Below are 26,382 nucleotides of genomic sequence, written 5' to 3'. Positions count from 1 at the left end.
TCGGCCGACCGCCGGCACCGGTCCGCGGTCGGCTCCGTACCCCCACCGATGCCCCACCGTTCCAGGAGGCCGCCTTGCGAGGATCCCCCACCGACCGCAGGCCCACCCCGCTCCCCAGACGTATCCGCGGAACGGCCGTCGCCGCGGCACCGGCGGTGTTGCTGCTGCCCCTGCTGGGCGCGGCCCCACCCGCCGCCCCGTCGGTCTCGTCGTCGGCCTCGGCCCGGCTGCAGGGCGCCTTCGCCGCCGCGGCCGCCGAGTACGGCGTACCGCGCAGTGTTCTGCTCGGCGTCTCCTATCTCCAGTCCCGCTGGGACGCGCACGGCGGCGCGCCGAGCGTGACCGGCGGGTACGGCCCGCTGCACCTCACCGACGCGCGTACGGCTCTGGCCGAGGCCCCGCACCACAGCGAGGGCACGGAGGACGCGCGCGGCGACGACTCCCGACCACCCCTGGTGGCCGAGGCCGACCTGCCCGATCCGGGCGAACTGCCTCCCCGGCTGCGGACGTTGACGAAGGCGGCCGAGCTGACGGGGCTGCCCGAGGAGGCCCTCCGTACGGACGCGGAGGCCAATGTCGCGGGCGGCGCCGCGCTGCTCGCCGCCGCGCAGCGGGAGCTCGGCGCGAAGCCGAGCGCCGATCCGGCGGACTGGTACGGGGCGGTGGCCCGTTTCTCGGGCGCCGACGACCGGGCCACGGCCGCGGCGTACGCGAACGAGGTGTTCGAGGTGATCCGCGACGGCGCCGCCCGCGTCACGGACGCCGGCCAGCGGGTGACGCTCGCCGCCGAACCGGGCCTGAGGCCCGCTACCGGGCAGCTGTCCCGGGCGGGGCTGCGCGCGACGGCCGCGGACGGCGCGGAGTGCCCGACGACGGTGTCCTGCGAGTGGATCCCGGCGCCGTACAAGGAGTTCGGCGACAACGACTACGGCAACCACGACCTGGCCGACCGGCCGAACTCGCCGCGCGTCCGGTACATCGTCGTCCACGACACCGAGGGCTACTGGGACACCACTCTGGAGCTGGTCCAGGACCCGACCTATGTGTCGTGGCACTATTCGCTGCGCTCCACGGACGGGCACATCGCCCAGCACATCAAGAACAAGGACGTGGCCTGGCACGCCGGCAACTGGTACATCAACTCGGAGTCGATCGGTCTGGAGCACGAGGGGTTCCTCGCCTCGCCGGACGCCTGGTACACGGAGGCGATGTACCGGACGTCGGCGCGGCTGGTGAAGTACCTCTCCGACAGGTACGGCGTCCCGCTGGACCGGCAGCACATCCTGGGCCATGACACCGTGCCCGGCCCGACCACAGCGACGATCCCGGGGATGCACACCGACCCGGGCCCGTACTGGGACTGGCGGCACTACTTCGAGCTGCTGGGCAAGCCGCTCGGCGCGACGTCCGGCGAGAACAGCTCCCTGGTCACCATCCTCCCGGACTACGCCGACAACCGGCCCGCGTTCACCGGGTGTGTGTCCAGTGGCCGGCCCTGCGCGGTGCACGGCTCCAGCGCCGTACGCCTGTACAGCCGGCCCGACACGACCTCGCCCCTGATCAAGGACATCGGGCTGCGGCCGGACGGCAGTGTCTCGACGATCGGGGTGAACGACCTCGGTTCCCGGGTCTCCACCGGGCAGCAGTACGCGGTCGCGGAGCGGCAGGGCGACTGGACGGCGATCTGGTTCCTGGGGCAGAAGGCCTGGTTCCAGAACCCGAAGGAGAAGCCGACGGCGGTCGGCGCGGCCGGCATGGTCGTGACGCCCCGGGAGGGCCTGGCGGAGATCCCGGTGTACGGCCGCGCCTACCCGGAGGCCTCGGCGTACCCGGCGGGTGTGCCCGCCCAGGCTGTGTCCCCGTGGCCGTACAAGCTGCTCAAGGACCAGAAGTACGTCACCGGCGGCCGGGTGCCCGGCGAGTACTACTACGCCGTCTCCTTCGACACGAGCGGACATCGGCTCGTGGTCGGTGAGGATCTCTACTACGAGATCCAGTTCGGCCATCGGGTGGCGTTCGTGCGGGCGGCGGATGTGCGGGTGCTGCCGGCCGCGTGAGGGCCGCGGCAGGACAGGGGAAGGGGCCGGGTCCGCACCCGGCCCCTTCGTCGTCCTCGCTCTCAGCCCTGCTGGAACAGCTCCGCCGGGAGCGGCTTGAGGAGCGCGTAGAGATCGTCGGTGATGGGGCGGTCCCAGGCGGCGATGGTCACCAGGACGTTGTCGCTGCGGTCGAACTGCACGCAGGCGATCCGGGACTCGGAGAGCTTCAGGCGGCGGACGATCAGGAGGTTGTCACCCTGCATCACCGGCATGTCCTCGACACCGACGACGGTGATGTCCTCCTCGTTCTCCAGCGCGATGAGCAGCTGGGCCACCTCGAAGGGGACCTCGCCGTCGGAGACCTCGCGCGCCGGGGAGCCCTCCGGGAGGTTGCCGATGATCATCGCGGGGCCGCGCCCGCCGTAGAGGTCGTAGCGCAGGAAGACGCCCTGGCAGCTGCCGTCGGGGGCGGGCAGCAGGCCGGCACCGAGATTGCCCGGCCAGTCGCCCGGATCCATGGCCAGTACGTCGAAATCGGGCCCGGCAGGGGTGGCGCTGCGGCGACGGAGGAAGGACATGCCGCAATGGTACGGCGTGCCGTCCGGCGGTGGGGCCGAGGGAGCGTCGGGGACGGGGGTCGCTGACTGTGGACAATCGACGGCCAATTTTGGCACGGTGAGGCGAAGCGGCCCACAAATCGAACGTGTGGCCGATTCATACTGGGGGTTCAGTCATGCCACCCGTACACCTCGCACCGGACGCCGCCGCCTTCTACGCCACGCAGAGCGCGTTCACCGACCCCGGCGCACTCGCCCCGCTCTACGCCGGTCTTCCTCCCGATCCCGCTCAACTCGCGCGGGTGACAAGGGATCTGATGATCCATCGGGGCGAAGGGGAGACGTTCGGCTACGCCGTCCCGGCCGAGCGGCTGCACGACGACGCCGAGACGCGCTACCTCGACGACATCCTGCGGATCGTCGTCGAGCGGAACGACGCGCCGCTGTCACGGCGCCGCGAGCCCGGGGACCGGTTCGTCGGGGTGTGCCGCGATTTCGCGCTGCTGCTCTGTTCGCTGCTGCGCCACATGGGCGTGCCCGCCCGGCTGCGGTCGGGGTTCGCCACCTATTTCGGTGCTGACGGATTCCACTGCGACCATGTGGTCACCGAGTACTGGGACCCGGCCCGGGGCTGGCTGTTCGCCGACGCGCAGCTCATGGACCCGCTGATGGTCGACACCTGGAAGATCGACTTCGACCCGATGGACGTGCCCCGCGACAGTTTCCTCGTCGCGGGCAAGGCATGGCGGGCCATCCGGGAGGGCGGGGCGGACCCCCGTACGTTCGGTCTGCATCCACCGGAGGAAGGGCCGCTGAACGGGGACTGGTTCGTGGCCGGGAACGTCCGTCTCGACCTCGCGGACCTCAACAAGGTCGAGACGCTGCTGTGGGACGTCTGGGGCACGGAGACCGAGGCCGGCCAGGAGCTGGTGGACCCGGTGCGCGCCCTGTACGACGAGGTCGCGCCGGTGGTGGGCGACGAGGTGTGCTTCACCGCGGCGCGTGAGCTGTTCGCGGGTCATGAGGGGCTGCGGACACCGCGGACCGTCCTGTCGCTGGCGCCGTACAACGGTCCGCGCGAGGTCACCCTCCGCTGACACCCCGCTCGCTCCGCACCAGCGGCATCGTCCTCTCTGTCGGTGGGCGCCGTCAGGCGCGTCGCCCACCGACACCGCGCGTACGGCCGCTCAGGTCAGGTCGAACTCGCCCTCGCGGGCGCCCGACACGAAGGCGCCCCATTCGGCGGGGGTGAAGATCAGCGAGGGGCTCTCGGGGCTGCCGCTGTTGCGCATGGCGATGAAGCCCTCGACAAAGGCGATCTGGACATCTCCCCGCCCCTGGCTGCTCGACCGCCAGTCCGCGTTGCTCAGGTCCAGTTCCGCCGGCTTGTGCCAGCCGTCGAGGGATCGCTGCTCCATGGTGGTCTCGGCCACGTCCGTGCTCCTCCCGGTTCGTCGTCCGCCCGCCAGACTAGCGATCGACCCCCACCGCCGACAGGCCATGTGAGGGGGAGGTTCAGGTGGTGGGCGGTTCCGCGCCCACCAGCCACATCGAGAAGAACTGCGATCCGCCGCCGTAGGCGTGCCCGAGCACCCGCCGGGCGCCCTCCACCTGGTGTTCTCCCGCGAGGCCCCGTACCTGGAGCGCGGCCTCGGCGAAGCGGATCATGCCGGAGGCGCCGATGGGATTGGTGGAGAGCACCCCGCCGGACATGTCGACCGGAAGATCGCCGTCCAGCTCGGTGACACCGGACTCGGTGAGCTTCCAGCCCTCCCCCTCGGCGGCGAAGCCCAGGTTCTCCAGCCACATCGGCTCGTACCAGGAGAACGGCACGTACATCTCCACCGCGTCGATCTCCCGGCGCGGATCGGCGATCCCCGCCTGCCGGTAGACATCGGCCGCGCAGTCCCGCCCCGCGCGCGGCGACACGCTGTCCTTGCCCGCGAACAGCGTCGGCTCGCTGCGCATGGCACCGCCGTGCATCCACGCGGCGGGCCGGGGCGCACGGGCCGCGCCGGCCCGGTCGGTGAGGACCATGGCCACCGCGCCGTCCGACGAGGGACAGGTCTCCGAGTAGCGGATCGGGTCCCACAGCATGGGCGAGGCCTGGACCTTCTCCAGCGTGATGTCGTGCTCGTGGAGATGGGCGTACGGGTTCTTCAGCGCGTTGCGGCGGTTCTTGTACGCCACCAGGGAGCCGACGGTGTCGGGGGCGCCGCTGCGCCGCATGTACGCCCGGACGTGCGGGGCGAAGAAGCCGCCGGCGCCGGCGAGCAGGGGCTGCTGGAACGGGATCGGCAGGGAAAGGCCCCACATGGCGTTGGATTCGGACTGTTTCTCGAAGGCGAGGGTGAGCACCGTGCCGTGGACGCGGGCGGCGACGAGGCTCGCGGCGACCAGCGCGGTCGAGCCGCCGACCGAGCCCGCCGTGTGCACCCGCATCATGGGTTTGCCCACCGCGCCGAGCGCGTCCGCGAGATACAGCTCGGGCATCATGACGCCCTCGAAGAAGTCGGGCGCCTTCCCGATGACGACGGCCTCCACGTCGGCCCACGTCAACTCGGCGTCGTCCAGGGCCCGTCGGGCGGCCTCGCGGACGAGCCCGGCGATCGACACGTCCCGGCGCGCCGCCACATGCTTGGTCTGGCCGACGCCTACGACGGCCACGGGCTCCTTGCTCATCGCGGATCCCCTTCCAGTACGGCGACCAGGTTCTGTTGCAGACAGGGGCCGGAGGTGGCGTGCGCCAACGCCCGGTCGGACTCGCCCCGATGGATGCGGGCGGCGGCCTCGCCGATCCGGATGAGCCCGGCGGCCATGATCGGGTTGGCGGCCAGGGCCCCGCCCGACGGATTGACCCGCACGCTGTCGTCGAGCCCCAGCACCTCGCGCAGGATCACCTCCTGGGAGCTGAACGGCGCGTGCAACTCGGCGGTGTCCACGGGCCGTTCGTACGCGCCGGCCCGCTGGGCGGCGAGGCGGGTGGACGGCGAGTCGGTCAGATCCCGGACGCCGATGCCATGCGCCTCGATGCGGTGGTCGATGCCCCGGATCCAGGCGGGCCGTTCACACAGCTCACGGGCCCGCTCCCCCGCCGCGAGGACCACCGCGGCGGCCCCGTCGCCGATGGGCGGACAGTCCCCGGTGCGCAGCGGCCGTACGAGGTACTCCCCTTGCGACACCGAACCCCTCAGCTGGGCATGGGAGTTGGCGTCGGCGTCCGCCCGGCTGCGCGCCCCGACCGCCGCCAGCGCGGGCTCGTCGGTGGCGCCGGCGTCGATGAGCGCCTGGGCCTGGAGGGCGGCGAGGGCGACGGAGTCGGGCCACAGCGGGGCGACGTAGTACGGGTCCAGCTGCCGGGTGAGGACGTCCCGTACCGACCCGGGCGAGGACTTGCCGTACGAGTAGACGAGCGCGGTGTCCGCGTCCCCCGTCCGCAGCTTCACCCACGCCTCGTACAGCGCCCAGGCCCCGTCCATCTCGACGTGCGACTCGGAGATCGGCGGCCAGGCGCCCACGCCGTCGAGGGCGAGGGTGAAGGAGAAGGCGCGGCCGGCGAGGTAGTCGCTGGACCCGGAGCAGGTGAAGCCGATGTCGGCGGTCTTCAGCCCCGTCTGTTCCAGGACCTGGTGGAGCACCGGCATGAGCATCTCCACCTCGGAGACGTCCTCGCTGGTGCGCCGGTGGTCGGTCTGGGCGAAGGCGACGACGGCGATCTCCCGGTTCACAGCAGCTCCTTGAACGTGTCGTACTCGGCGTCCGGCTCGCCCGTGGGCCGGTAGTGATCGGGATAGCGGGCGCCTTCCGTCCACACGGGTTCGACGCGCAGACCGATCCGCACCTGGTCGTAGGGGATACCCGCGATCCGGCCGTGCAGGGCGAGGTCGGCGCCGTCGAGGGCGATGTGCCCGTAGACGTACGGGACTTCGATGTCCAGGTTCTTCGCCTTGATGTTGACGATGCAGAACGTGGTCACCGTGCCGCCCGGCCCCACCTCCACCTGCTCGGCCGTGGCCACCCCGCAGGTCGGACAGGCCCCCCTCGGCGGGACGTACACCTTGCGGCACGACGGGCAGCGCTCGCCGACGTTGCGGCGCTCGGCGAGGGCGTTGATGTAGCCGGTCTGGGCCCGGCCCGGCGCGTAGGTGTAGTCGAGGCGGGCGGGGGCGACGATCCCGGTGACGCGCTCGTCGAACTCGCCGCCGTGGCCCGTCGGTTCCACCGGATCACCGTCGTACGGCTCGAAGCAGGCGACGTCCGTGATGGCACCGGAGCGCTCCTCGGCCCAGCGGACCCGGACCCGCATTCCGGTGCGTACGGCGTCGGGGCCGGGCGCGTCGAGGGCGTGGAGCAGGGCGGTGTCGGCCCCGTCGAGCTTCACCAGCACCCAGGCGAAGGGGGTGGCGAGGGGCTGCCCGCGACGCGGCTCGTGGTTCCAGGCCCAGGTGGTGACGGTCCCGGTGGGCGCGACCTCGACGAGATCACGAATCTCCTCGGCGGTCACGGGGTCGTACTCGACGGGCGGCACGAGCACCCGCCCGTCACCGGTACGCACCCCGAGGACGACCCGCTCCCGAAGCCCGGTGAGAAAGGCACTCTGAACGGGCCCGAGGGACCGGGTGAACGGAAACTCGACGGTGAGGGGTGCCTTGAGGATGACGGACATCGAAGCTTGCCTCCTTCAGAAAGGGGGGCGACAGGCGCGCCCCAAAGGGGCGCGGGGAACTGCGCGACCAGCCACAACGAACCCGCAGCCGAAACACGACCTCCCCGAGCAGTACGCCTACGCCCGCTTGTAAACAGGGGTCCGTTTCTCGGCAAACGCCCTGGCCCCTTCCTTCGCATCGGCCGTGTCGAAGACCGGCCACCCCCGCTTGAGCTCGGCGGCCAGCCCCTCCGCTTCGGTCATCTCGGCCGTCTCGTACACCGACGCCTTCACCGCCTCCACGGCCAACGGCCCACACGCGTTGATCTGTTCGGCGATCTCCAACGCCTTGGCCAGGGCGGTCCCGTCGGGCACGACATGCCCGATCAGGCCGATCCCGGCGGCCTCGCGCGCACCGTACGGCCGCCCGGTGAGCAGCATCTCCAGCGCGTGGGTGCGCGGGATCTGCCGCTGGAGGCGGACCGTGGAGCCGCCGATCGGGAAGAGCCCGCGTCTGACCTCGAACAGACCGAAAGTCGCCGACTCCCCCGCGACGCGGATGTCCGTGCCCTGGAGGATCTCCGTGCCGCCCGCGACGCAGTGGCCCTCGACCGCCGCGATCACCGGTTTGCGCGGCCGGTGGTGGCGCAGCATCGCCTTCCAGTGCAGATCGGGGTCGGCCTTGAGCCGGTCCCGGTACTGCTGCCCCTCCATCCCCTTGCCCGCGAGGGCCTTGAGGTCCATCCCGGCGCAGAAGGCACCGCCGGCCCCGGTGAGGACGATCGAGCGGACCGTGTCGTCCGCGTCGGCCTCGACCCAGCCGTCGTACAGACCGACGAGCATCGGCAGCGAGAGCGCGTTCTTGGCCTCGGGCCTGTTGAGCGTGAGCACCAGTGTGGCGCCTTCACGCCGCACGGCGAGGTGTTCGGTGCCGCCCATCCGGAATCCTCCGTCCACAGGAAACGAGAACAGGTTGCAGGAGGCGAGTCGGCACTTCAAGGGTTTTCTGACAGACAGTCAGATTTCTGTGCGTGGACCCTTCACAGTTGTGCCGCCCTTTGCTCTGATGACCGGCAACCGAGGGGCAGCGAGGTCAGGAGGAGCGCGGTGGAGTACAACCTTGCCGACCTGTTCGAGTCGGTCGTCGATGTGGTGCCCGGCCGGGCGGCGCTCGTCTGTCTCGACATTCCCGGTACCGGCGCGGAACGCCGGCTCAGCTACGCGGAGCTGGACGCGGCGGCGAACCGGATCGGTCACCATCTGCTGGACAGCGGGATCGAGCCCGGTGAGCACGTCGGTCTGCACCTCTACAACGGCGTCGAGTATCTGCAGACCGTGCTCGGCTGCCTCAAGGCCCGGATCGTGCCCGTCAACGTGAACTACCGTTATGTGGAAGAGGAGTTGGTCTACCTCTACCGGGACGCCGATCTGGCGGGCCTGGTCTTCGACACGGAGTTCACGGCGCGGGTGTCGGCCGCGCTGCCCCGGACGGAGAAGCTGAGGCATCTGGTGCGGGTGGGGACCCCCGCGCCGGACGCGCCCGCGCTCGACGCCGTGGACTTCGCCGAGGCGGAGGCGTCCGCGTCCGCCGGGCGGGGTTTCCCGGCCCGCTCGGGCGACGACCAGTTCATCATCTACACCGGCGGTACGACGGGCATGCCCAAGGGTGTGATGTGGCGTCAGGAGGACCTGTTCTTCTCGGGGTTGGGCGGAGGCGCCCCGACCGGGGAGCCGGTGAAGGCGCCGGAGGAGCTGGCCGAGCGGGTCGCGGCCGGGGGTGACGGGATCACGTTCTTCCCCACCGCCCCGCTGATGCACGGCACGTCCACGCTCACCGCGTTCATCGGGTTCAACTTCGGCCAACGGGTGGTGATCCACCGCAAGTTCGTGCCCGAGGAGGCCCTGCGGACGATCGAGAAGGAGAAGGTCACCAGTGTGTCGCTGGTCGGCGACGCGATGCTGCGCCCGCTGATCGACGCGCTCAGCGGCCCGATGCGGGGCACGGACTGCTCGTCGCTGTTCAGTGTGTCGTCCTCCGGCGCGATCATGTCGGAGACGGTCCGGCAGCAGTTCCAGGCGCTGGTGCCGAACGCGACGCTGCTGAACAACTTCGGTTCGTCGGAGTCCGGCTTCAACGGCACGGCGACCGAGGACTCGGGCGCGGGCGACGGGTTCCGCATCCGCGTCCACTCCGGCACCCGGGTCGTCGATCCGGCGACGTACGAGCCCGTGCCGGCCGGTGTGGTGGGGCGGGTCGCCCAGCGCGGCCATGTTCCGCTCGGCTACTACAACGACCCGAGGAAGACCGCCGAGACCTTCTTCGAGCGGGACGGTGAGCGCTGGGTGCTCCTCGGTGACATGGCGACCGTCGACGAGGAGGGGGTCGTCACGGTCCTCGGCCGGGGCTCGCAGTGCATCAACACCGGGGGCGAGAAGGTGTATCCGGAGGAGGTCGAGCAGGCGCTCAAGGCCCATCCCGATGTGTACGACGTGCTGGTCGCCGGGGTGCCGGACGCCCGCTGGGGCAACCATGTCGCCGCCGTGGTGCAGTTGCGCGCGGGCGCGGACCGGCCGTCCCTGGAGGACATCCAGACCCACTGCCGTACCCGCCTCGCCGGCTACAAGATCCCCCGCCAGCTTGTCCTGACCGACGCCATCCAGCGCTCCCCCAGCGGCAAGGCGGACTACCGCTGGGCGCGGTCGGTGGCGGTGGACGCGGACCGGTGAGCCGTCTCAGCGGCTACCGGTGAGGAAGTCGAGGACACGGCGTACGAACCACTCCGGGTCGTCGAGCCACGGGAAGTGCCCGCCGCCGGGCTGGACCGTGAACCGGGCGTCCGGGAAGAGGCCGGCGGCGCGGCGGGCGAGCTCGGGCGTCGGGCCGGTGTCGAGTTCGCCCGCGTAGACGAGGACCGGGGCGGACAGCTCGGCGAGTGCGGCCCGGGTGGCGGGCGGGTCGTAGGCGCCCGCCGAGCCGTAGACGGTGGACGCCTCTTCGTTCACCTGCTCTTCCTCGGTGGCCATGTGGGCGTGGGCCGTGTCGTCCCAACGGCCGTAGAAGAAGGGCATCATGGCGTCGTCGAAGGGGCCCCGCCCGGTCCAGGCGGCCTCGAAGGCCGGGTACGCGTCGGCGAACCACGGTTCGTCCTCGCGGAGGCGGGCCGCGGTGAGGCGGTCCTCGACGGTCACCGGCAGGCCCACCGCCCAGGGGGTGGCGGCGATCAGCGCCAGGCTGGAGACCCGCTCGGGCCGGCGGGCCGCGTAGAGCGTGGCCAGGTTGCCGCCGGCCGAGTGGGCGAGAAGGTCCACGCGGTCCAGGCCCAGGTGGGCGCGGAGGGCCTCCACGTCGTCGACCTGCCGGTCGCAGCGGTACGTCGCCGGGTCGGCGGGGACCGCGGAGTCGCCGGTGCCGCGCAGGTCGAGCAGGACCAGACGGCGGTGGGCGGTGAGTCCGCCCAGGTCGCCCAGGTACGCGGAGGCGCGCATGGCTCCGCCGGGGAGGACGATCAGCGGGGCGCCCTCGCCGCGCTGGTGGTAGGCGAGTTCGGTTCCGTCGGGTGCGGTGAAGGTCGGCATGGCGTCGATCTTGAGGGGCTGGTGTCCTCCGCCGCAACGGAGTTCACCGGCGCGGCGGAGGTCAGGCCTTCGCGAAGCGGTCCCGCAGCTCCCGCTTGAGGATCTTCCCGCTCGCGTTGCGCGGCAGTTCGTCCACGAAGACGATCCTCTTCGGGGCCTTGAAGTGGGGGAGCTTCTCGCGGGCGTGGGCGATGAGTTCGTCCTCGGTGGTCTCTCCCCGGCGTACGACGACCGCCGTGACGGCCTCGATCCAGTGGTCGTCGGGCAGGCCGATCACCGCGACCTCGGCGACCCGGTCGTGGGTGTAGAGCGCGTCCTCGACCTGGCGGGAGGCGATCAGGACGCCGCCGGAGTTGATGACGTCCTTGACGCGGTCGACGACGGTGAAGAACCCGTGGGCGTCGCGGACGGCGAGGTCCCCGGAGTGGAACCAGCCGTCGCGGAAGGCCGCGGCGGTCTCCTCCGGCTTGTTCCAGTAGCCCTCGCAGAGCTGCTTCGACTGGTAGACGATCTCGCCGGGGGTGCCGTCGGGCACCTCCTCGCCGTCCTCGTCGACGACCTTCGCCTCGACGAACATGACGGGGCGTCCGCAGGAGTCCATCCGGCCCTTGTGCTCGTGCGGGCCGAGGACCATCGACAGCGGGCCGATCTCGCTCTGTCCGAAGCAGTTGTGGAAGGCGAGCTTCGGCAGACGCTCCCTGAGCCGTTCGAGGACGGGCACCGGCATGATCGACGCCCCGTAGTAGGCCTTGCGCAGCCCGCTGAGGTCGCGGGTGGCGAAGTCGGGGCGGTTGGACAGCGCGATCCACACCGTGGGCGGGGCGAAGAGGCTGTCGGCGCGGCCCTCCTCCACGAGGTCGAGGATCCGGTCGCCGTCGGGTGCGTCGAGGATCGTGTTCGTGGCGCCGACCGCCAGATACGGCACCAGGAAGACATGCATCTGCGCGGAGTGGTACAGCGGCAGGGAGTGCACGGGCAGGTCGCCCGCCTGGAGGTCCAGGGCGGAGATCGCGCTGAGGTACTCGTGGACCAGCGCGCGGTGCGTCATCATCGCGCCCTTGGGCAGCGCGGTGGTGCCCGAGGTGTACAGCAGCTGGACGAGGTCCTCGGCGCGGGGCTCCTCGCCGTCGTACGGCTCGGTGCCGGCGAGGCGGGCGAGGAGCGAGTCGTCCGCGTCGCGCAGCGGCAGGGTGCGGGTGCCCTCGGGGAGGTTCCCGGCGAGGTCCGGGTCGGTGAGGACGAGGGTGCTGCCGGACTGGTCGAGGATGTACGAGAGGTCGTCGCCGGTGAGGTTCTGGTTGACCGGTACGTGGACCAGGCCGGCGCGGGCGGCGGCCAGGAAGGCGATGAGGTAGGCGTCCGAGTTGTGGCCGTAGGCGGCGACCCGGTCGCCGGGCCGGAGCCCGGTGTCACGCAGGGCGCGGGCGGCGCGGGAGACGGCGTCGTCCAGCTCCGCGTAGGTCCAGGACCGTTCGCCGTAGTGGATCGCGACACGGGCGGGGATGCGCCCGGCGGTGCGCCGCAATGTCCCGTCGACCGTCACACTGCGGCCAGCCGTCATGTTCCCCGCTCCTTCGTCCATGTTTCCGACGCGATCCTCGGTCCGTCGCGCGAGCGAGGTCAAGCGGACCGCCCGTACGACCGGAATCCAGTGCGTATGGCGGGAAGTCGCTCAACTTCCAGCATCGAACGGCGGGTCACCTTGAGGGACGATCCCTCACCCGTATGGACTACGCGAACGCGTGTCCCCACGCTCAGCCTTCCTCTTCCTCAACGATGTTGGGAGCCCGTATGCGTACCCGCCTGAGACAGCTCGTGGTCTCGGCCGTCGCCCTGCTCACCGCCTCGGCCGTCCTGCCGTCCGCCGGCGCCACCGCCGCCGACGGCGACGCGCGGGCCGGTGGGCACCGCACGTCCCACGGTGGTCTGTCCGCCGTGATCCGCTACACCGAGTACGGCGTACCGCACATCGTCGCGAAGGACTACGCGAACCTCGGCTTCGGCACCGGTTGGGCGCAGGCCGCCGACCAGGTGTGTGTGCTCGCCGACGGGTTCGTGACCGTGCAGGGGGAGCGCTCCCGCCACTTCGGGCCCGACGCGGCGCCCGACTTCTCGCTCTCCTCCGCCACCACGAACCTCACCAGCGACCTGTACTTCCGGGGCGTCCGGGACGCGGGCACCGTACGGCGGCTGCTGGACCGGCCCGAACCGCTCGGGCCGAGCCGCGCGGTCGAGGAGCTGACGCGGGGCTGGGCGGCCGGCTACAACGCGTGGCTGAAGAAGAACCGGATCACCGACCCCGCCTGTGCGGGCGCCGCCTGGGTGCGGCCGGTCTCCACGCTCGACGTGTTCTCCCGGGCGTACGCCCTCGCCGTGCTCGGCGGTGAGGGGCGGCTCGTGGACACGATCACCACCGCGCGACCGCCCGCCGCCGGCGCCACGAGCACGGCCGCCACCCCGGACGCCAGGACCGCCGCCCGCGCCGCGGCCGAGCTGTACGGCGCCGCGAACGCGGACATGGGCTCCAACGCCGTCGCCTTCAGCGGTGACACCACGGCGAACGGCCGCGGTCTGCTGCTGGGCAACCCGCACTACCCGTGGGCCGGCGGACGCCGCTTCTGGCAGGCGCAGCAGACGATCCCCGGTGAGCTGAACGTCTCCGGCGGGTCGCTGCTCGGCTCGCCCATCACCCAGATCGGGTTCAACGCGAAGGTCGCGTGGAGCCACACCGTGGCCACCGGCGTCCCCATGAACATCCATCAGCTGACGCTGGACCCGGCCGACCCGACCACGTATCTCGTGGACGGCGTGCCGGAGCGGATGACGAAGCGGACCGTGACCGTCGGCGTCAAGGACGGCTCCCCGGTCACCCGCACCCAGTGGTGGACGCGCTACGGCCCGGTCGTCACCTCGCTCGGCGCCGACCTTCCGCTGCCCTGGACGGCCGGGACCGCGTACGCCCTCAACGACCCCAACACGGCGAACATCCGCTTCACCGACACCTCGCTCGGCTTCGCCAAGGCCCGCGGCACGGCGGACGTCCTCAAGTCGCTGGCCCGGCACCAGGGCCTGCCCTGGGTGAACACCGTGGCCGCCGACTCCGCCGGCCACACCCTGTTCACCCAGTCGCAGACACTCCCCCGCATCACCGACGAACTCGCCGCCCGCTGCTCGACACCGCTGGGCAGGGCCACGTATCCGTCGGCGGGTGTCGCGATCCTCGACGGCTCCCGCGCCGACTGCGCTCTCGGCAGCGACGCCGACGCCGTCCAGCCGGGGATCTTCGGGCCCGCGAAGATGCCGACGCTGAAGGACGCGCCGTACGCGGAGAACTCCAACGACAGCGCGTGGCTGGCCAACGCGGACCGGCCGCTGACCGGGTACGAGCGGGTGTTCGGCAACATCGGCACCCAGCGGTCGATGCGGACGCGGGGCGCGGTCGAGGACGTGGCGGCGATGGCCGACCGGGGCGGCCTCACCGTACGGGACCTCCAGCGGCAGCAGTTCGCCAACCGGGTGCCCGCGGCGGATCTCACCGTCGACGACGTGGCGCGGGCGTGTGCCGTGCTGCCGGGCGGTACGGCGACGGACAGTGACGGCAAGGTCGTCGACGTGTCCGAGGCGTGCGGTGTGTTCAAGACCTGGGACCGGACCGCGAACACCGACAGTGCGGGCGCGCTGCTCTTCGACCGCTTCTGGCGGCGGCTGAACGCGGTGGTGCCGCGCGCCCAGTTCTGGAAGGTGCCCTTCTCCGCGGCCGATCCGGTCACCACTCCGCACACGCTCAACACGGACGCGCCCGGCTTCGCCACGGCCCTCGCCGACACGGTGAGGGATCTGCGGGCGGCGGGCGTGGCGCTGGACGCGAAGCTCGGCGACCACCAGTTCGTCGTACGGAACGGCCTGCGCATCCCGGTGTCCGGCGGTACGGAGTCGCTGGGCGTGTGGAACAAGATCGAGTCGCCGTGGCGCCCGGCCGAGGGCGTCTACCCGGAGGTCTCGTCGGGTTCCAGCCATATCCAGGCGGTCGGCTGGGACGGCGGCCGCTGCCCGGTGGCCCGCACGCTGCTGACGTACTCGCAGTCCTCGAACCCGAACTCGCCCCACCACCTGGACCAGACACGGCTGTTCTCGGCGGAGAAGTGGGTGACGTCCCGTTTCTGCGAGAAGGACATCCTGTCCTCGCCGAAGCTGAGGGTGGTCCGTGTGAGCCAATGAGCGAGGGGATATGGTGCCGCCCCGCTCCGGGCGGCACCATTCCCTTTGTCGGCATGCGACATCATGCCGTTGGCATATAACCGTTCCTCATGAGGAGGCCGCCCGGTGGCGCAGGACTCGTTACGTCCGGAGACGGATTCGACCACCATGATCGACACGACGGTGCCTCATTCGGCCCGCATCTGGAACTACTGGCTGGGCGGCAAGGACAACTATCCGGTCGACCACGCGGCGGGCGACGCGTTCCGCGCGGTGTTCCCCGGTATCACCGACCTGGCCCGCGACTCCCGGGCCTTCCTCGGCCGGGCGGTCACCTTCCTCGCCGCCGAGGCGGGCATCCGCCAGTTCCTCGACATCGGCACCGGTCTGCCCACGGCGGACAACACGCACGAGATCGCCCAGCGGGTGGCCCCGGACGCGCGCGTCGTCTACGTGGACAACGACCCACTGGTCCTGACCCACGCGCGGGCGCTGCTCACCAGTACGCCCGAGGGGGCGACCGACTACATCGACTCCGATCTGCACGACCCCGAGACCGTGCTGCGGGAGGCGGCCAAGACGCTGGACCTCTCCCGACCGGTCGGGCTGACGCTGATGCAGGTCAGCGGCCATATCGCCGACTACGACCGGGCACGCGCCATCGTCGACACCCTGATGGCGGCCCTGCCGTCGGGGAGTTACCTCGCGTTCAACGACAGCGTGGACACCAACGAAGCCAACGCCGAGGCCACTCGTGGCTACAACGAGAGCGGCGCCGTTCCCTACTATCTGCGCAGCCCGGCCGAACTCGCCGGTTTCTTCGACGGGTTGGAGCTGTTGGCGCCGGGCGTGGTGCCGTTGAGCGACTGGCGCCCCGACCCGGCGGCGTCCGGCGGCGGCTCCGGCGAGGTCATCGCGGTGGGCGGGGTCGCGCGCAAGCGGTGAGGCCCGCGCGCGACGTCGGTCCGCGTACGGTTGGTGCGTGTACCGCCGGTCCGCGTACGGCCGGTCCGTCCACAGCCGGTCCACGTACGGCTGGCCCTGCGTGCGGCCGGTCCCGCGTCCGGCCGGTCCGGATGCGGTCAGACGGTCCGGACGCGGTCAGACGGTCCTCGCCCGTCCTTCCCAGTACGGCTCCCGCAGCCGCCGTTTGTAGAGCTTGCCGTTCGGGTCGCGGGGCATCGCCTCGGTGAAGTCGACGCTCTTCGGCCGCTTGTACCCGGCGAGTCGACGCGCGCAGTGGGCGAGGATCTCCTCGGCGAGCACCGGCCCCGGGGTGAAGCCGGGGGCGGGCTCGACGACGGCCTTGACCTCCTCGCCCCAGTCGTCGTGCGGGATGCCGAAGGCGGCGGCGTCGGCGACGGCGGGATGGGTGAGGAGGGCGGCCTCGATCTCGGCGGGGTAGATGTTGACGCCGCCGGAGATGATGAGGTCGATCTTCCGGTCGCGGAGGAAGAGATAGCCCTCCTCGTCGAGGAGCCCGAGGTCGCCGACGGTGAAGAAGTCACCGATGCGGTTCTTCCGCGTCTTGCCCTCGTCCTTGTGGTACGAGAAGCCGCCGGTGCTCATCTTCATGTAGACGGTGCCGAGTTCACCGGGCGGCAGCCGGTTGCCGTCGTCGTCGAAGACGGCGAGTTCGCTGATGGGCCAGGCCCTGCCGACCGTGCCGGGCTTCTTCAGCCAGTCCTCGGCCGTCGCGAAGGCACCACCACCCTCGCTGGCCGCGTAGTACTCCTCGACGCACTCGCCCCACCACTCGATCATGGCCCGTTTCACATGGTCCGGGCAGGGCGCGGCCCCGTGGATGGCGTGCCGCATGGACGACACGTCGTAGCGGGCGCGCACCTCCTCGGGGAGGGCGAGGAGCCGGTGGAACTGAGTGGGGACCATATGGGTGTGCGTGCAGCGGTGTGCGTCGATGACGCGGAGCATCTCCTCGGGCGTCCATTTGTCCATCAGCACCAGCCGGTGCCCGATGTGCAGGGACGCGCCCGCGAACTGCAGCACGGCCGTGTGGTAGAGCGGTGAGCAGACGAGGTGCACGTTGTCGTCGAACGGCCGGATACCGAAGATGCCGAGGAAGCCGCCGAGGTAGGACTCCTCGGGAAGCTTGCCGGGCAGCGGGCGGCGGATCCCGCGCGGGCGGCCGGTGGTGCCCGAGGTGTAGTTCATGACCCAGCCGAGCGTGCGGTCGCCGGGCGCCGACTCGGGCTGCCCGTCGAGGAGTTCGGCGTACGGCCGGAAGCCCTCCACCGTGCCGACCGCGTACCGCCGGCTCTCGGGGAGCTCGGCCTCGTCGGCGGCGGCCCGCGCCGGGTCGGCGAACCGTTCGTGCGCGATGAGCACCTTGGCGCCCGAGTCGGAGACGATCCAGGCGATCTCGGGGCCCACGAGATGGTGGTTGACGGGGACGAGATAGAAACCGGCCTGGGTGGCGGCGAGATACGCGGTGAGGAACTCGACGCTGTTCGGCAGCACGACCGCGAAGGCGTCGCCGCGTTCGAGTCCCGCCGCGCGCAGTCCGTGCACCAGGCGGTTGGTCTCGGCGTGCAGGCGTCCGGCGGTCCATTCCTCCCCGTCGGGGGCGATGAGCACCGGGCGGCCGGGGTCGGCGGCGGCCTGGGCCCAGAAGCCGGCGGGAGGCTGGCCTTGCGGCGACTGACCTTGAGGGGATCGGCGCTGGGGGGCCTGGCCCTGGGCGGCTTGGCCGGGGACGGCTCGGCCCAGGGGCGTCTGGCCTTGGACGGCTGGGCCCAGGGGGGCTTGGTCCTGGGCGGCTTGGCCCTGGGTTGCGTTGCCTTGGGGCGGCGGGCCTTGGGGGGCTTGGCTCACTGTTCCTCGCTCCTTCCGGCGATCCGGTTGATGCGGTCCACGGCCTTCTCGAAGCCTCGGGTGAGGTCGTCGAAGACGGCCTGGACGCTGCGTTCGCTGTTCATCCGGCCCACGATCTGTCCGACCGGGGTGCCGAGCAGCGGCTCGACCTCGTACTTCTGGATGCGGGAGACCGCCTCGGCGACGAGCAGCCCCTGGAGGGGCATGGGGAGGGTGCCGGGTCCGGCCGGGTCGTCCCAGGCGTCGGTCCATTCGGTACGGAGCTGGCGTGCGGGCTTGCCGGTGAGGGCGCGGGAGCGGACGGTGTCGCCCGAACCGGCGGCGAGCAGCTTCTCGATCAGGCGGGGCGAGGGCAGTTCGGCCTCGGTGGTGGTCAGCCACAGCGAGCCGAGCCAGACGCCCTGGGCGCCGAGGGCGAGGGCGGCGGCCACCTGCTGTCCGCTGCCGATGCCGCCGGCGGCGAGGACCGGCAACGGGGCGACGGCGTCGACGACTTCGGGGGTCAGCACCATGGAGGCGATGTCACCGGTGTGGCCGCCTGCCTCGTAGCCCTGGGCCACGACGATGTCGATCCCGGCCTCGGCGTGCTTGCGGGCGTGGCGGGCGCTGCCGGCGAGGGCGGCGACGAGGACGTCCTGTTCGTGGGCGCGGTCGATGACGTCGGCGGGTGGGGAGCCGAGCGCGTTGGCGAGGAGCTTGATCGGGTAGTCGAACGCGACGTCGAGCTGGTTGCGGGCGACCTGTTCCATCCAGCCGGTGATACGCCAGCCGGAGGCCTCCCCCTCGGCGAGTTCGGGTACGCCGTACCGGGCGAGGGTGTCCTTGACGAACTGCCGGTGCGACTCGGGGATCATCGCCTCGACGTCGGCCTCCGTGACGCCCTCCACCTTCTTGGCCGGCATGACGACGTCCAGGCCGTACGGCATGCCGTCGACGTGGGCCTCGATCCAGTCGAGGTCGCGTTTGAGGTCGTCCGGGGCCGTGTAGCGGACCGCGCCGAGCACTCCGAAGCCGCCGGCGCGGCTGATGGCGGCGGCGACCGCGGGGAAGGGCGTGAAGCCGAAGACGGCGTACTGGACTCCGAGGTTGTTGCTCAGCTCCGTCTGCATGGTGCGCAGGATGCCGTAGTCCTCCGGACGAGGGAAGGGGTTTTCTGATGCACCGTCAGATTGGTCGGCGGGACGGGGGCGTGTGAGGGGGTGGGGTGGGGGGTCGTGCGGCGGGTGCGGGTTTGTGGGGGCTGGTCGCGCAGTTCCCCGCGCCCCTGAGGGGGGTGGGCTGACAGGTCGGCTGGCGGGTGCGGGTTTCGTGGGGCTTGTCGCGCAGTTCCCCGCGCCCCTGAGGGGGGTGAGGTGATGGGTTGGTTGGCGGGTGCGGGTTTCGTGGGGCTTGTCGCGCAGTTCCTCGCGCCCCTGAGGGGGGTGAGGTGATGGGTTGGTTGGCGGGTGCGGGTTTCGTGGGGCTTGTCGCGCAGTTCCTCGCGCCCCTGAGGGGGGTGGGGTGATGGGTTGGTTGGTGGGTGCGGGTTTCGTGGGGTTGGCCGGGCAGTTCCTCGCGCCCCTAGGGGGGTGGGTGCTTGACTTGGTTTTATGCGTGGGATGAGTCGGCGGGAGCTCGGTAGGCGGGTGTTGGCGGTGGGGGGTGGGCTTGTCGGGGTGACGGTTCCTGTCGGGTCGGTCGCCGCTTCGGCCTTCGGGGGTGGTCGGCCGACTCTTCGGCGTGGGTCGCCCGAGCGGGCCGGGCTTCTTCCCGGGCACCTCCATCGGCTTGTCGCCGAGGCGGAGGGGTTTCTCGGGCCCTCCCCCAAGTACCCGTGGTACGCGGGGGCCGTGCTGCTCGCCGGGCGGGGTGGGACCGTCGCCCTGCATCGGGCGATCGGGGCGGCGGTGCGGTACTCGGCGTACGACCAGGCGACGGACACCGGGGTGGAGTTTCCGGCGGATCAGCGAATTCCCATGGCCGAGGACACCGTGTTCGATCTGGCCTCGGTGTCGAAGCTGTTCACGTCGATCCTCGCGGTGCAGCAGATCGAGCGGGGCGCGCTGGACCTGGAGGGGAAGGTCGCCTCCTATCTGCCGGAGTTCGGGGCGGCGGGCAAGCGGGATATCACCGTGCGCCAACTGCTCACGCACACCTCGGGGTTCCGGGCCTGGATCCCGCTGTACAAGGAGCCGACGTACGAGGGGAAGCTTCGGCTCATCTGGAACGAGGCGCCGCTGAACCCGCCGGGCACGACGTATCTGTACTCCGACCTGAATCTGATCTCGCTGCAACTCGTCCTTGAGGAGATCACCGGTCACCGTCTGGATCAGCTGCTCCGAAACGAGATCACTGCTCCACTCGGGATGCACCGCACTCGTTTCAATCCGCCGGCCTCCTGGAAGCCGGGCATCGCGGCGACCGAGGACGCCCGTCTCCCCTGGTCGGGCCTCGACCGGGGGCTGGTGTGGGGCGAGGTGCACGACGAGAACGCCTTCGCCCTCGGCGGCGTCGCGGGCCACGCCGGTGTCTTCTCCTGCGCCTGGGACCTGGCCGTCCTCGGCCGCACCCTGCTCAACGGGGGTGTCTACGGCAGGACCCGCATCCTGGAACCCGAGTCGGTGGAGCTGATGTTCACCGACTTCAACAGCGGGTTCCCCGGCGACGAGCACGGCCTGGGCTTCGAGCTCTACCAGCACTGGTACATGGGCGCGATGGCCACCCCGCGCACCGCCGGACACACCGGCTTCACCGGCACGTCCCTCGTCCTGGACCCGACGACCGACTCGTTCCTCGTGATCCTGGGCAACTCCGTCCACCCGGTCAGGAGTTGGCGGTCCGGTTCCGCGCCCCGGGTCGCCGCGGCGAACCATCTCGCCCGCGCGGTCCCCGTGCGCCCCGCCCGTGGCCGCAGGTCCTGGTTCTCCGGGATGGCGACCTCCACGACAGCGTCCCTGGCGCTCCCGCCGCTCGACACCGCCACCACCGCCACCGCCGCCACCGGGCGGCGGCCCCGCCTGTGCTGCGACCTCTGGTGGGACATCGAACCCCAGGCCGACGCCCTCTTCCTGGAGGCCTCCACCGACGGCGGCGGCACCTGGCAGCCGGTCGCCTTCACGACCGTACGAGCCGAGGGTGGTGCGCGGCAGGAGCATCCGTCCGGGTCGGTCACGGGGTGGTCGGGCCGGGTGTGGCACCGGGTCGTCGCGGAACTGCCGGAGGCCGCCGGGCTCGCCGTGCGCTGGCGGTACACGACTGACCGGCTGTACGTCGGCCGTGGTGCCTATGTCGACGGGCTGCGGGTCGAGGCAGGCGGCAAGACCGTCTTCGACGAGGCGCGGCCGGCGGACGCGGGGCGGATCACGGCCGTGGGCTGGACGCCCGCCACCGACTAGGAGGCGGGCGAAATCGAACGAGCGGCGGCCCCGCCTACAGCGGGCCTCCCGTCCCGGAGTCCTCCAGGACCGCCATCGCCGCGTTGTGACCGGGGACTCCGCTCACCCCGCCGCCGCGCACCGCGCCCGCGCCGCACAGCAGGACGTTGGCGTGGCGGGTCTCGACGCCCCAGCGGCCGGTGTCCTCCTGGGCGTGGGGCCAGGCGAGGTCGCGGTGGAAGATGTTGCCGCCGGGGAGACCGAGGTCGCGTTCCAGGTCGAGGGGGGTCCTGGCCTCGATACAGGGGCGGCCGTCGGCGTCGGTGGCGAGGCAGTCGGCGAGGGGCTCGGCGAGGTGGGTGTCCAGCTGGGCGAGGGTGGACTTGAGGAGTTCCTCGCGTACGGCGTCGTTGTCGGCCTCGAACAGCCGCGCGGGGGTGTGCAGGCCGAACAGGGTGAGCGTCTGGTAGCCCTGGTCGACCAGGTCCGGGCCGAGGATGGTCGGGTCGGTGAGGGAGTGGCAGTAGATCTCGGAGGGCGGTGCGTCGGGCAGCGTGCCGGAGGCGGCCTGGGCGTAGGCGGCTGCCAGTTGGCCGTAGCCCTCGGCGATGTGGAAGGTCCCGGAGAAGGCCTCGCGCGGGTCGACGGACTCGTCGCGGAGTCGCGGGAGCCGCTTGAGCAGCATGTTCACCTTGAGCTGGGCGCCCTCGGCGGGGGCGGGCGGTTCGTCGCCGGTCAGTGCGGCCAGTTCCCGCGGGGAGGCGTTCACCAGGACGTGCCGTGCGGCGACGGCGCCCTCCGTGTCGGCCGTCCGGTAGGTGATCTCGGCGGACCGTCCGTCCGTCGCGATCCGGTGTGCCTCGTGGCCCGTGGCGAGCACCGCGCCGGCGTCGCGCGCGGCCCTGGCCAGCGCGTCCGTGAGGGCGCCCATGCCGCCGACGGGCACGTCCCAGGCGCCCGTGCCGCCGCCGATCACGTGGTACAGGAAGCAGCGGTTCTGGCGGAGGGAGGGGTCGTGGGCGTCCGCGAAGGTGCCGATGAGCGCGTCGGTGAGGACGACGCCGCGTACGAGGTCGTCGGTGAACGTCGATTCGACGGCCACGCCGATCGGTTCCTCGAAGAGGGTCCGCCAGGCCTCCTCGTCGTCGACGAGACGGCGCAGTTCGTCCCGGGTGGGCAGGGGTCCGGTGAGCGTCGGGAACACCCGTTCGGCGACGCGGCCCGTCATCGCGTAGAAGCGCTGCCAGGCCTCGTACTCGCGGCCCGAGCCCGTCAACCGGGCGAACGCCTCGCGGGTGCGACGCTCGCCGCCGCCGACGAGCAGGCCGGTGGGGCGGCCGTCGCGTTCGACGGGGGTGTAGGAGGAGATCGTCCGGCCACGGACACGGAAGTCGAGGTCCAGGTCCCGCACGATCTTCCGGGGCAGCAGACTGACCAGGTAGGAGTAGCGCGACAGCCGGGCGTCGACCCCGGCGAACGGTCGCGTCGACACGGCTGCGCCGCCGGTGTGGTCCAGCCGTTCCAGCACGAGGACGGAGCGCCCGGCGCGGGCGAGGTAGGCGGCGGCGACGAGACCGTTGTGTCCGCCGCCGACGATCACGGCGTCGTACGAGTCGTGCGGCCGGGGTGCGGCCGGGCGTCCGGCCCGGGCGGTGGGTGCGGGGGTGGCAGGCATGGCTCTTGGTAACACGCGATGATCGGGATCGGCCAGGGGGGCGTGTCAGGTGGATCAACGGTGTGCGGTCCAGCTCCGGCGTGACGGCTGGGTCTCAGTGTCCGCCCGTCGCCCCCCGCTGCCGTAACGCCGCCACCCGCCGGTACAGTTCGACGGCCTCCTGGCCCCGGCCGAGTTGTTCCAGGCAGTGGGCCTCGTCGTTGCGGCTGGCGAGGGCGTCGGGGTGGTCGGGGCCCAGGACGCGTTCGCGGGCGTCGGCGACGCGGCGGTACTCGGTGAGGGCGTCGGCCCAGCGGCCCAGCCAGCCGAGGCCGACGGCGACCTCGCGGCGGCTGACGAGGGTGTCGGGGTGGTCCGGGCCGAGGACGCGCTCGCGCAGGGCGCACACGTCGCGGGACTCGGCGAGGGCCTCCTCCCAGCGGCTGAGGCGGCCGAGGTTGACGCCGAGGCCGTGACGGGCGCGGAGGGTCTCGGTGTGGGCGGGGCCGTGGACGCGGGTGCGGTCGTCGACCAGGGCGCGGTACAGGGTCAGCGCGTCGGTGCTGCGGCCGAGCCGGCCGAGGCTGATCCCGACCTCGTGGCGGGCGGCGAGGGTGTCGGGGTGGTCGGGGCCGAGGGCCTGGGCGCGAGAGTCGGCGACCTCCTGGTAGGTCTGCAGCGCCTCGGGCCAGCGGCCCAACTGACCGAGGGCGTAGGCGACTTCGTAGCGGGTGACGAGGGTGTCGGGGTGGTTGGCGCCGAGTACGCGGGTGCGGGCGGCGGCGACCTCGCTCGCCATGCGGTACGAGTCCTCCAGCCGGCCGAGCCTGCTGAGGTTGTAGGCGAGGTTGTGCCGGCAGCGCAGGGTGTCCGGATGGTCGGGGCCCGCCATGCGTTCACGGGCCCCGAGGACGGACAGGTACGCCTGGTGGGCCTCGAAATGACGGCCCAACTGACCGAGTACGTACGCCATTTCCTGCCGGGCGGCGAGGGTGTCGGGGTGCTCGGGGCCGAGGGCGTGCTCACGGACACGGGCGACATGGGCGAACTCGCGCAGCGCGTCGGCGGGGCGGCCGGTGCGGCTGAGGGTGAAGCCGACCTCGTAGCGGCTGGCGAGGGTGTCGGGGTGTTCGGGACCGAGGGCGTGTTCGCGTTCGGCGGCGACCGCGCGGTGCACCTCGCCGGCCTCCGTCCAGCGGCCGAGACGTCCGAGGCTGAGGCCCGCGTTGTGCCGCCCGGCCAGGGTGGTGATCAACTCCGGTGACGGGGTGGGCCGTTCGGGGCGTACGGGTTCCTCGACGCGGCCGGCCGCCGGGCGGGCGATCCACTCTCCGGTGAGCCCGGCGGAGGCGTCCGGCGGGGTCAGGTCCAGCCCGGCTCCGGTGGCCTTGCGGCCGGTGGTCATGCCACGGGTCCAGGAGGGCAGCCGGGGTTCGCGCGACGGCGGCTGCTCGGGGCGCGCCCAGGGCCCGGGCACACCGGCGACGGCCTCGGGCGCGAGGACGGTCGGCACAGGGGCGCGGGCCGGTGCCAGGGCCGTCGCCGCCCGTCCCTCGCCGACCAGGCGGCCCAACTCGCTGGCGTCGTACGGTCGTTCCTCCGGCTCCTTGGCCAGCAGGTCCAGAATGATCCGGTCGAGGAACTCGGGCACCTCGTGGCGGTGGCTGCGCGGGGGCCGCGGCGGGGTGTCGCGGTGGCCCATGAGGACGGCCCAGGCGTCGTCGAGGTCGAACGGCGGCACTCCGGTGGTGATCTCGTAGAGCACACAGCCGAACGAGTAGAGGTCGCTGCGCCGGTCGACCTGGTCGCCGCTGATCTGTTCCGGCGACATGTAGTGCGGGGTGCCCATCGCGATACCGGTGCCGGTGAGGCGGGAGGTGAAGGTGACGTCGCGGCCGAGGCGGGCGATGCCGAAGTCGCAGATCTTCACGGTGCCGTCGGTGAGCAGCATGATGTTCGCGGGCTTCAGGTCGCGGTGCACGATGCCCTGGTGATGGGTGTAGGCGAGGGCCGCGGCCACCTGGTCGGCGATCTCGACGATCGCGGGGACGGCCAGCGGATGGTGTTTGTTGTCCTCCAGGAGCTGGCTGAGGTTACGGCCCTCCAGTAACTCCATGACGAGGAACAGCACCCCGTCGGACTCACCGAAGTCGTGGACGACGGTGACCCCCCGGTGCTGGAGAGCCGCCGCGACGCGCGCCTCGCGCCGGAAGCGTTCCCGCAGGACACGGGTGAAGGACTGGTCGGGCTGGGCGTTGACGGGCTTGAGGCACTTGACCGCGACCAGCCGCCCCAGCGACTCGTCTCTCGCGCGCCAGACCTCGCCCATCCCCCCGCGCCCGATCAGATCGAGCAGCCGGTACCGGCCCTGGATCAGCCTGGTGTCCGCCATCGCCAACGATGCCCCCGTATCCGTACGGACCCGCCCTCCCCTGGCCCGTCCAGTATGGCGACCTGTCTGCCTACTTTGTACGGTGCCGGGCGCGAGCCGGGGCCGAGCCGTGACATGGCGCGGAGGATGTGTTTGGGCGGGAGTTGCCAGCGCAGACGTGCGGGAACACAGCGCAGGAAGGTTCCGGTGAGCCGTAGGCGGCGGGTGACGACGGCCGGTGCGGGGGCCGGTCTGCCGTACAACTCGTGGGCGTACGGCGGCAGGGAGGCGTACGCCAGGCTCGACACGCGCCGCCACAGTGCTTCACGTGCCGGTACGAGCAACGGGTGGGCGGGCGGCCGACGCAGGAAGTCGTCGACCTCCCGCGCCTCGGGCCCGGCGGCCAGCTCGGGGCGCACCTTCTCGAAGTAGGCCGCCAACTCCGCCCGGTCGCCGGGTACGTCGTCCGGGTCGAGGCCCACCAGGCGGGCGCTGACGCGGTGTTCGCCGATGTACCGGTCGGCGGCGGCGTCGGTGAGGGGGTAGCCGGTGCGGCGCAGGATGTGGAGGTAGGAGTCGATCTCGGCGCAGTGCACCCACAGCAGCAGTCCGGGTTCGTCGACGCCGTACCGCTCCCCCGTGTCCGGGTCGGTCGCCGACAGCAGGCGGTGGATCTTCCGGACGCGGGCGCCGGCCCGCTCGGCGGCCTCCGTGGTGCCGTACGTGGTCGTGCCGACGAAGCTCGCCGTCCGCATCAGCCGGCCCCAGGCGCCCTTGTGGAAGTCGGAGTTCTGCGTGACGCCGCGTACCGCGCGCGGGTGCAGGGCCTGGAGGTACAGCGCGCGGATCCCGGCGATCCACATCACGGGGTCGCCGTGCGCCTGCCAGGTCACGGAGTGCGGGCCGAAGAGTCCGGGGTCGCCTGTGCCCATGGGAGGGTCGTCCACGCCGTCGGGTGTGGCCACAGCCGCTGGGTGTCTCCGGAGCATCACGATGACCTGCGCTTTCGCAAACCGGCCCCGGCAAGTACGGGGAGCTGTCCATCTGGGATTCTTGGCGCATCGGTACAGATGTACAGATCTTCCCGCCCTGCACCGCCGTAAGGCCCTCTCCTTCCTCGGCCGCGTGCATCGGCACATCCCCAACCACGCCGTCACC

19 protein-coding genes are annotated in these 26,382 nt (G+C 71.7%); 6 read left to right on the top strand and 13 right to left on the bottom strand.

Features of this window, described 5'->3' with window-relative positions:
* Positions 1 to 74 precede the first annotated feature (74 nt).
* Positions 75 to 2,057, top strand: a complete 1,983-nt coding sequence (locus ABT147_RS12595; RefSeq protein WP_351404862.1) for an N-acetylmuramoyl-L-alanine amidase — start codon at positions 75 to 77, stop codon at positions 2,055 to 2,057.
* Between the two features lie 62 nt (positions 2,058 to 2,119).
* Here the strand turns inward: ABT147_RS12595 and ABT147_RS12590 are convergent, their stop codons facing one another.
* Positions 2,120 to 2,617: a hypothetical protein gene (locus ABT147_RS12590; protein WP_152166745.1), complete on the bottom strand. Its 498-nt coding sequence runs from the start codon at positions 2,615 to 2,617 to the stop codon at positions 2,120 to 2,122.
* A 155-nt stretch (positions 2,618 to 2,772) separates the two neighbouring features.
* On the opposite strand from ABT147_RS12590, the gene ABT147_RS12585 reads away from it, so the two are divergent.
* Positions 2,773 to 3,693: a transglutaminase-like domain-containing protein gene (locus ABT147_RS12585; RefSeq protein ID WP_351404859.1), complete on the top strand. Its 921-nt coding sequence runs from the start codon at positions 2,773 to 2,775 to the stop codon at positions 3,691 to 3,693.
* A gap of 90 nt (positions 3,694 to 3,783) precedes the next feature.
* On the opposite strand, the gene ABT147_RS12580 is transcribed toward ABT147_RS12585, so the two are convergent.
* From ABT147_RS12580 to ABT147_RS12560, 5 genes are all read right to left on the bottom strand, one after another.
* Positions 3,784 to 4,029 carry a DUF397 domain-containing protein gene (locus ABT147_RS12580; protein WP_351404856.1) on the bottom strand — a complete coding sequence of 82 codons (246 nt, stop codon included), beginning with the start codon at positions 4,027 to 4,029 and terminating at the stop codon, positions 3,784 to 3,786.
* A gap of 82 nt (positions 4,030 to 4,111) precedes the next feature.
* The gene (locus ABT147_RS12575) at positions 4,112 to 5,278 is read right to left on the bottom strand and encodes a thiolase family protein (RefSeq protein ID WP_351404854.1); all 1,167 of its coding nucleotides are present in this window, start codon (positions 5,276 to 5,278) and stop codon (positions 4,112 to 4,114) included.
* Entirely contained in the window at positions 5,275 to 6,324 is a 1,050-nt protein-coding gene (locus ABT147_RS12570) for a thiolase family protein (RefSeq protein ID WP_351404852.1), read from the bottom strand. The genes ABT147_RS12575 and ABT147_RS12570 overlap by 4 nt, the downstream gene beginning before the upstream one ends.
* A complete protein-coding gene (locus ABT147_RS12565; RefSeq protein WP_351404850.1) occupies positions 6,321 to 7,262 on the bottom strand; it encodes a Zn-ribbon domain-containing OB-fold protein in 942 nt (313 codons plus the stop codon). The genes ABT147_RS12570 and ABT147_RS12565 overlap by 4 nt, the downstream gene beginning before the upstream one ends.
* Before the next feature lie 117 nt (positions 7,263 to 7,379).
* Complete coding sequence (locus ABT147_RS12560) at positions 7,380 to 8,180, bottom strand: crotonase/enoyl-CoA hydratase family protein (RefSeq protein WP_351404847.1); 801 nt, start codon at positions 8,178 to 8,180, stop codon at positions 7,380 to 7,382.
* Positions 8,181 to 8,348: 168 nt separating this feature from the next.
* On the opposite strand from ABT147_RS12560, the gene ABT147_RS12555 reads away from it, so the two are divergent.
* Complete coding sequence (locus ABT147_RS12555) at positions 8,349 to 9,968, top strand: acyl-CoA synthetase (RefSeq protein ID WP_351404845.1); 1,620 nt, start codon at positions 8,349 to 8,351, stop codon at positions 9,966 to 9,968.
* Positions 9,969 to 9,974: 6 nt separating this feature from the next.
* On the opposite strand, the gene ABT147_RS12550 is transcribed toward ABT147_RS12555, so the two are convergent.
* Together ABT147_RS12550 and ABT147_RS12545 are read right to left on the bottom strand one after the other, a co-directional pair.
* The gene (locus tag ABT147_RS12550; protein WP_351404843.1) at positions 9,975 to 10,817 is read right to left on the bottom strand and encodes an alpha/beta fold hydrolase; all 843 of its coding nucleotides are present in this window, start codon (positions 10,815 to 10,817) and stop codon (positions 9,975 to 9,977) included.
* A 61-nt stretch (positions 10,818 to 10,878) separates the two neighbouring features.
* Positions 10,879 to 12,378, bottom strand: a complete 1,500-nt coding sequence (locus ABT147_RS12545; RefSeq protein ID WP_351404840.1) for an acyl-CoA synthetase — start codon at positions 12,376 to 12,378, stop codon at positions 10,879 to 10,881.
* Positions 12,379 to 12,608: 230 nt separating this feature from the next.
* On the opposite strand from ABT147_RS12545, the gene ABT147_RS12540 reads away from it, so the two are divergent.
* Both ABT147_RS12540 and ABT147_RS12535 read left to right on the top strand, forming a co-directional pair.
* A complete protein-coding gene (locus tag ABT147_RS12540) occupies positions 12,609 to 15,035 on the top strand; it encodes a penicillin acylase family protein (protein WP_351404838.1) in 2,427 nt (808 codons plus the stop codon).
* A gap of 147 nt (positions 15,036 to 15,182) precedes the next feature.
* The gene (locus tag ABT147_RS12535) at positions 15,183 to 15,959 is read left to right on the top strand and encodes an SAM-dependent methyltransferase (protein ID WP_351404836.1); all 777 of its coding nucleotides are present in this window, start codon (positions 15,183 to 15,185) and stop codon (positions 15,957 to 15,959) included.
* Positions 15,960 to 16,115: 156 nt separating this feature from the next.
* On the opposite strand, the gene ABT147_RS12530 is transcribed toward ABT147_RS12535, so the two are convergent.
* Both ABT147_RS12530 and ABT147_RS12525 read right to left on the bottom strand, forming a co-directional pair.
* Positions 16,116 to 17,609, bottom strand: coding sequence for an acyl-CoA synthetase (locus ABT147_RS12530; RefSeq protein ID WP_502983080.1), 1,494 nt, complete (start codon positions 17,607 to 17,609; stop codon positions 16,116 to 16,118).
* A 233-nt stretch (positions 17,610 to 17,842) separates the two neighbouring features.
* Complete coding sequence (locus ABT147_RS12525) at positions 17,843 to 18,955, bottom strand: NAD(P)H-dependent flavin oxidoreductase (RefSeq protein WP_351404834.1); 1,113 nt, start codon at positions 18,953 to 18,955, stop codon at positions 17,843 to 17,845.
* Positions 18,956 to 19,444: 489 nt separating this feature from the next.
* On the opposite strand from ABT147_RS12525, the gene ABT147_RS12520 reads away from it, so the two are divergent.
* Positions 19,445 to 21,220 carry a serine hydrolase domain-containing protein gene (locus tag ABT147_RS12520; RefSeq protein ID WP_351404832.1) on the top strand — a complete coding sequence of 592 codons (1,776 nt, stop codon included), beginning with the start codon at positions 19,445 to 19,447 and terminating at the stop codon, positions 21,218 to 21,220.
* 34 nt (positions 21,221 to 21,254) lie between these two features.
* Here ABT147_RS12520 and ABT147_RS12515 read toward each other — a convergent pair whose 3' ends face one another.
* The 3 genes from ABT147_RS12515 to ABT147_RS12505 form a co-directional block, all read right to left on the bottom strand.
* Positions 21,255 to 22,874: a phytoene desaturase family protein gene (locus tag ABT147_RS12515; protein WP_351404829.1), complete on the bottom strand. Its 1,620-nt coding sequence runs from the start codon at positions 22,872 to 22,874 to the stop codon at positions 21,255 to 21,257.
* A 94-nt stretch (positions 22,875 to 22,968) separates the two neighbouring features.
* Entirely contained in the window at positions 22,969 to 25,245 is a 2,277-nt protein-coding gene (locus ABT147_RS12510; protein WP_351404827.1) for a serine/threonine-protein kinase, read from the bottom strand.
* Entirely contained in the window at positions 25,227 to 26,156 is a 930-nt protein-coding gene (locus tag ABT147_RS12505) for an oxygenase MpaB family protein (RefSeq protein WP_351405187.1), read from the bottom strand. Before ABT147_RS12505 ends, ABT147_RS12510 begins: the two co-directional genes overlap by 19 nt.
* Positions 26,157 to 26,382: the final 226 nt, after the last annotated feature.

Source organism: Streptomyces sp. NPDC001868, from assembly GCF_040297125.1.
Classification (GTDB): Bacteria; Actinomycetota; Actinomycetes; order Streptomycetales; family Streptomycetaceae; genus Streptomyces.
This window is presented reverse-complemented; position numbering and strand designations above follow the sequence as displayed.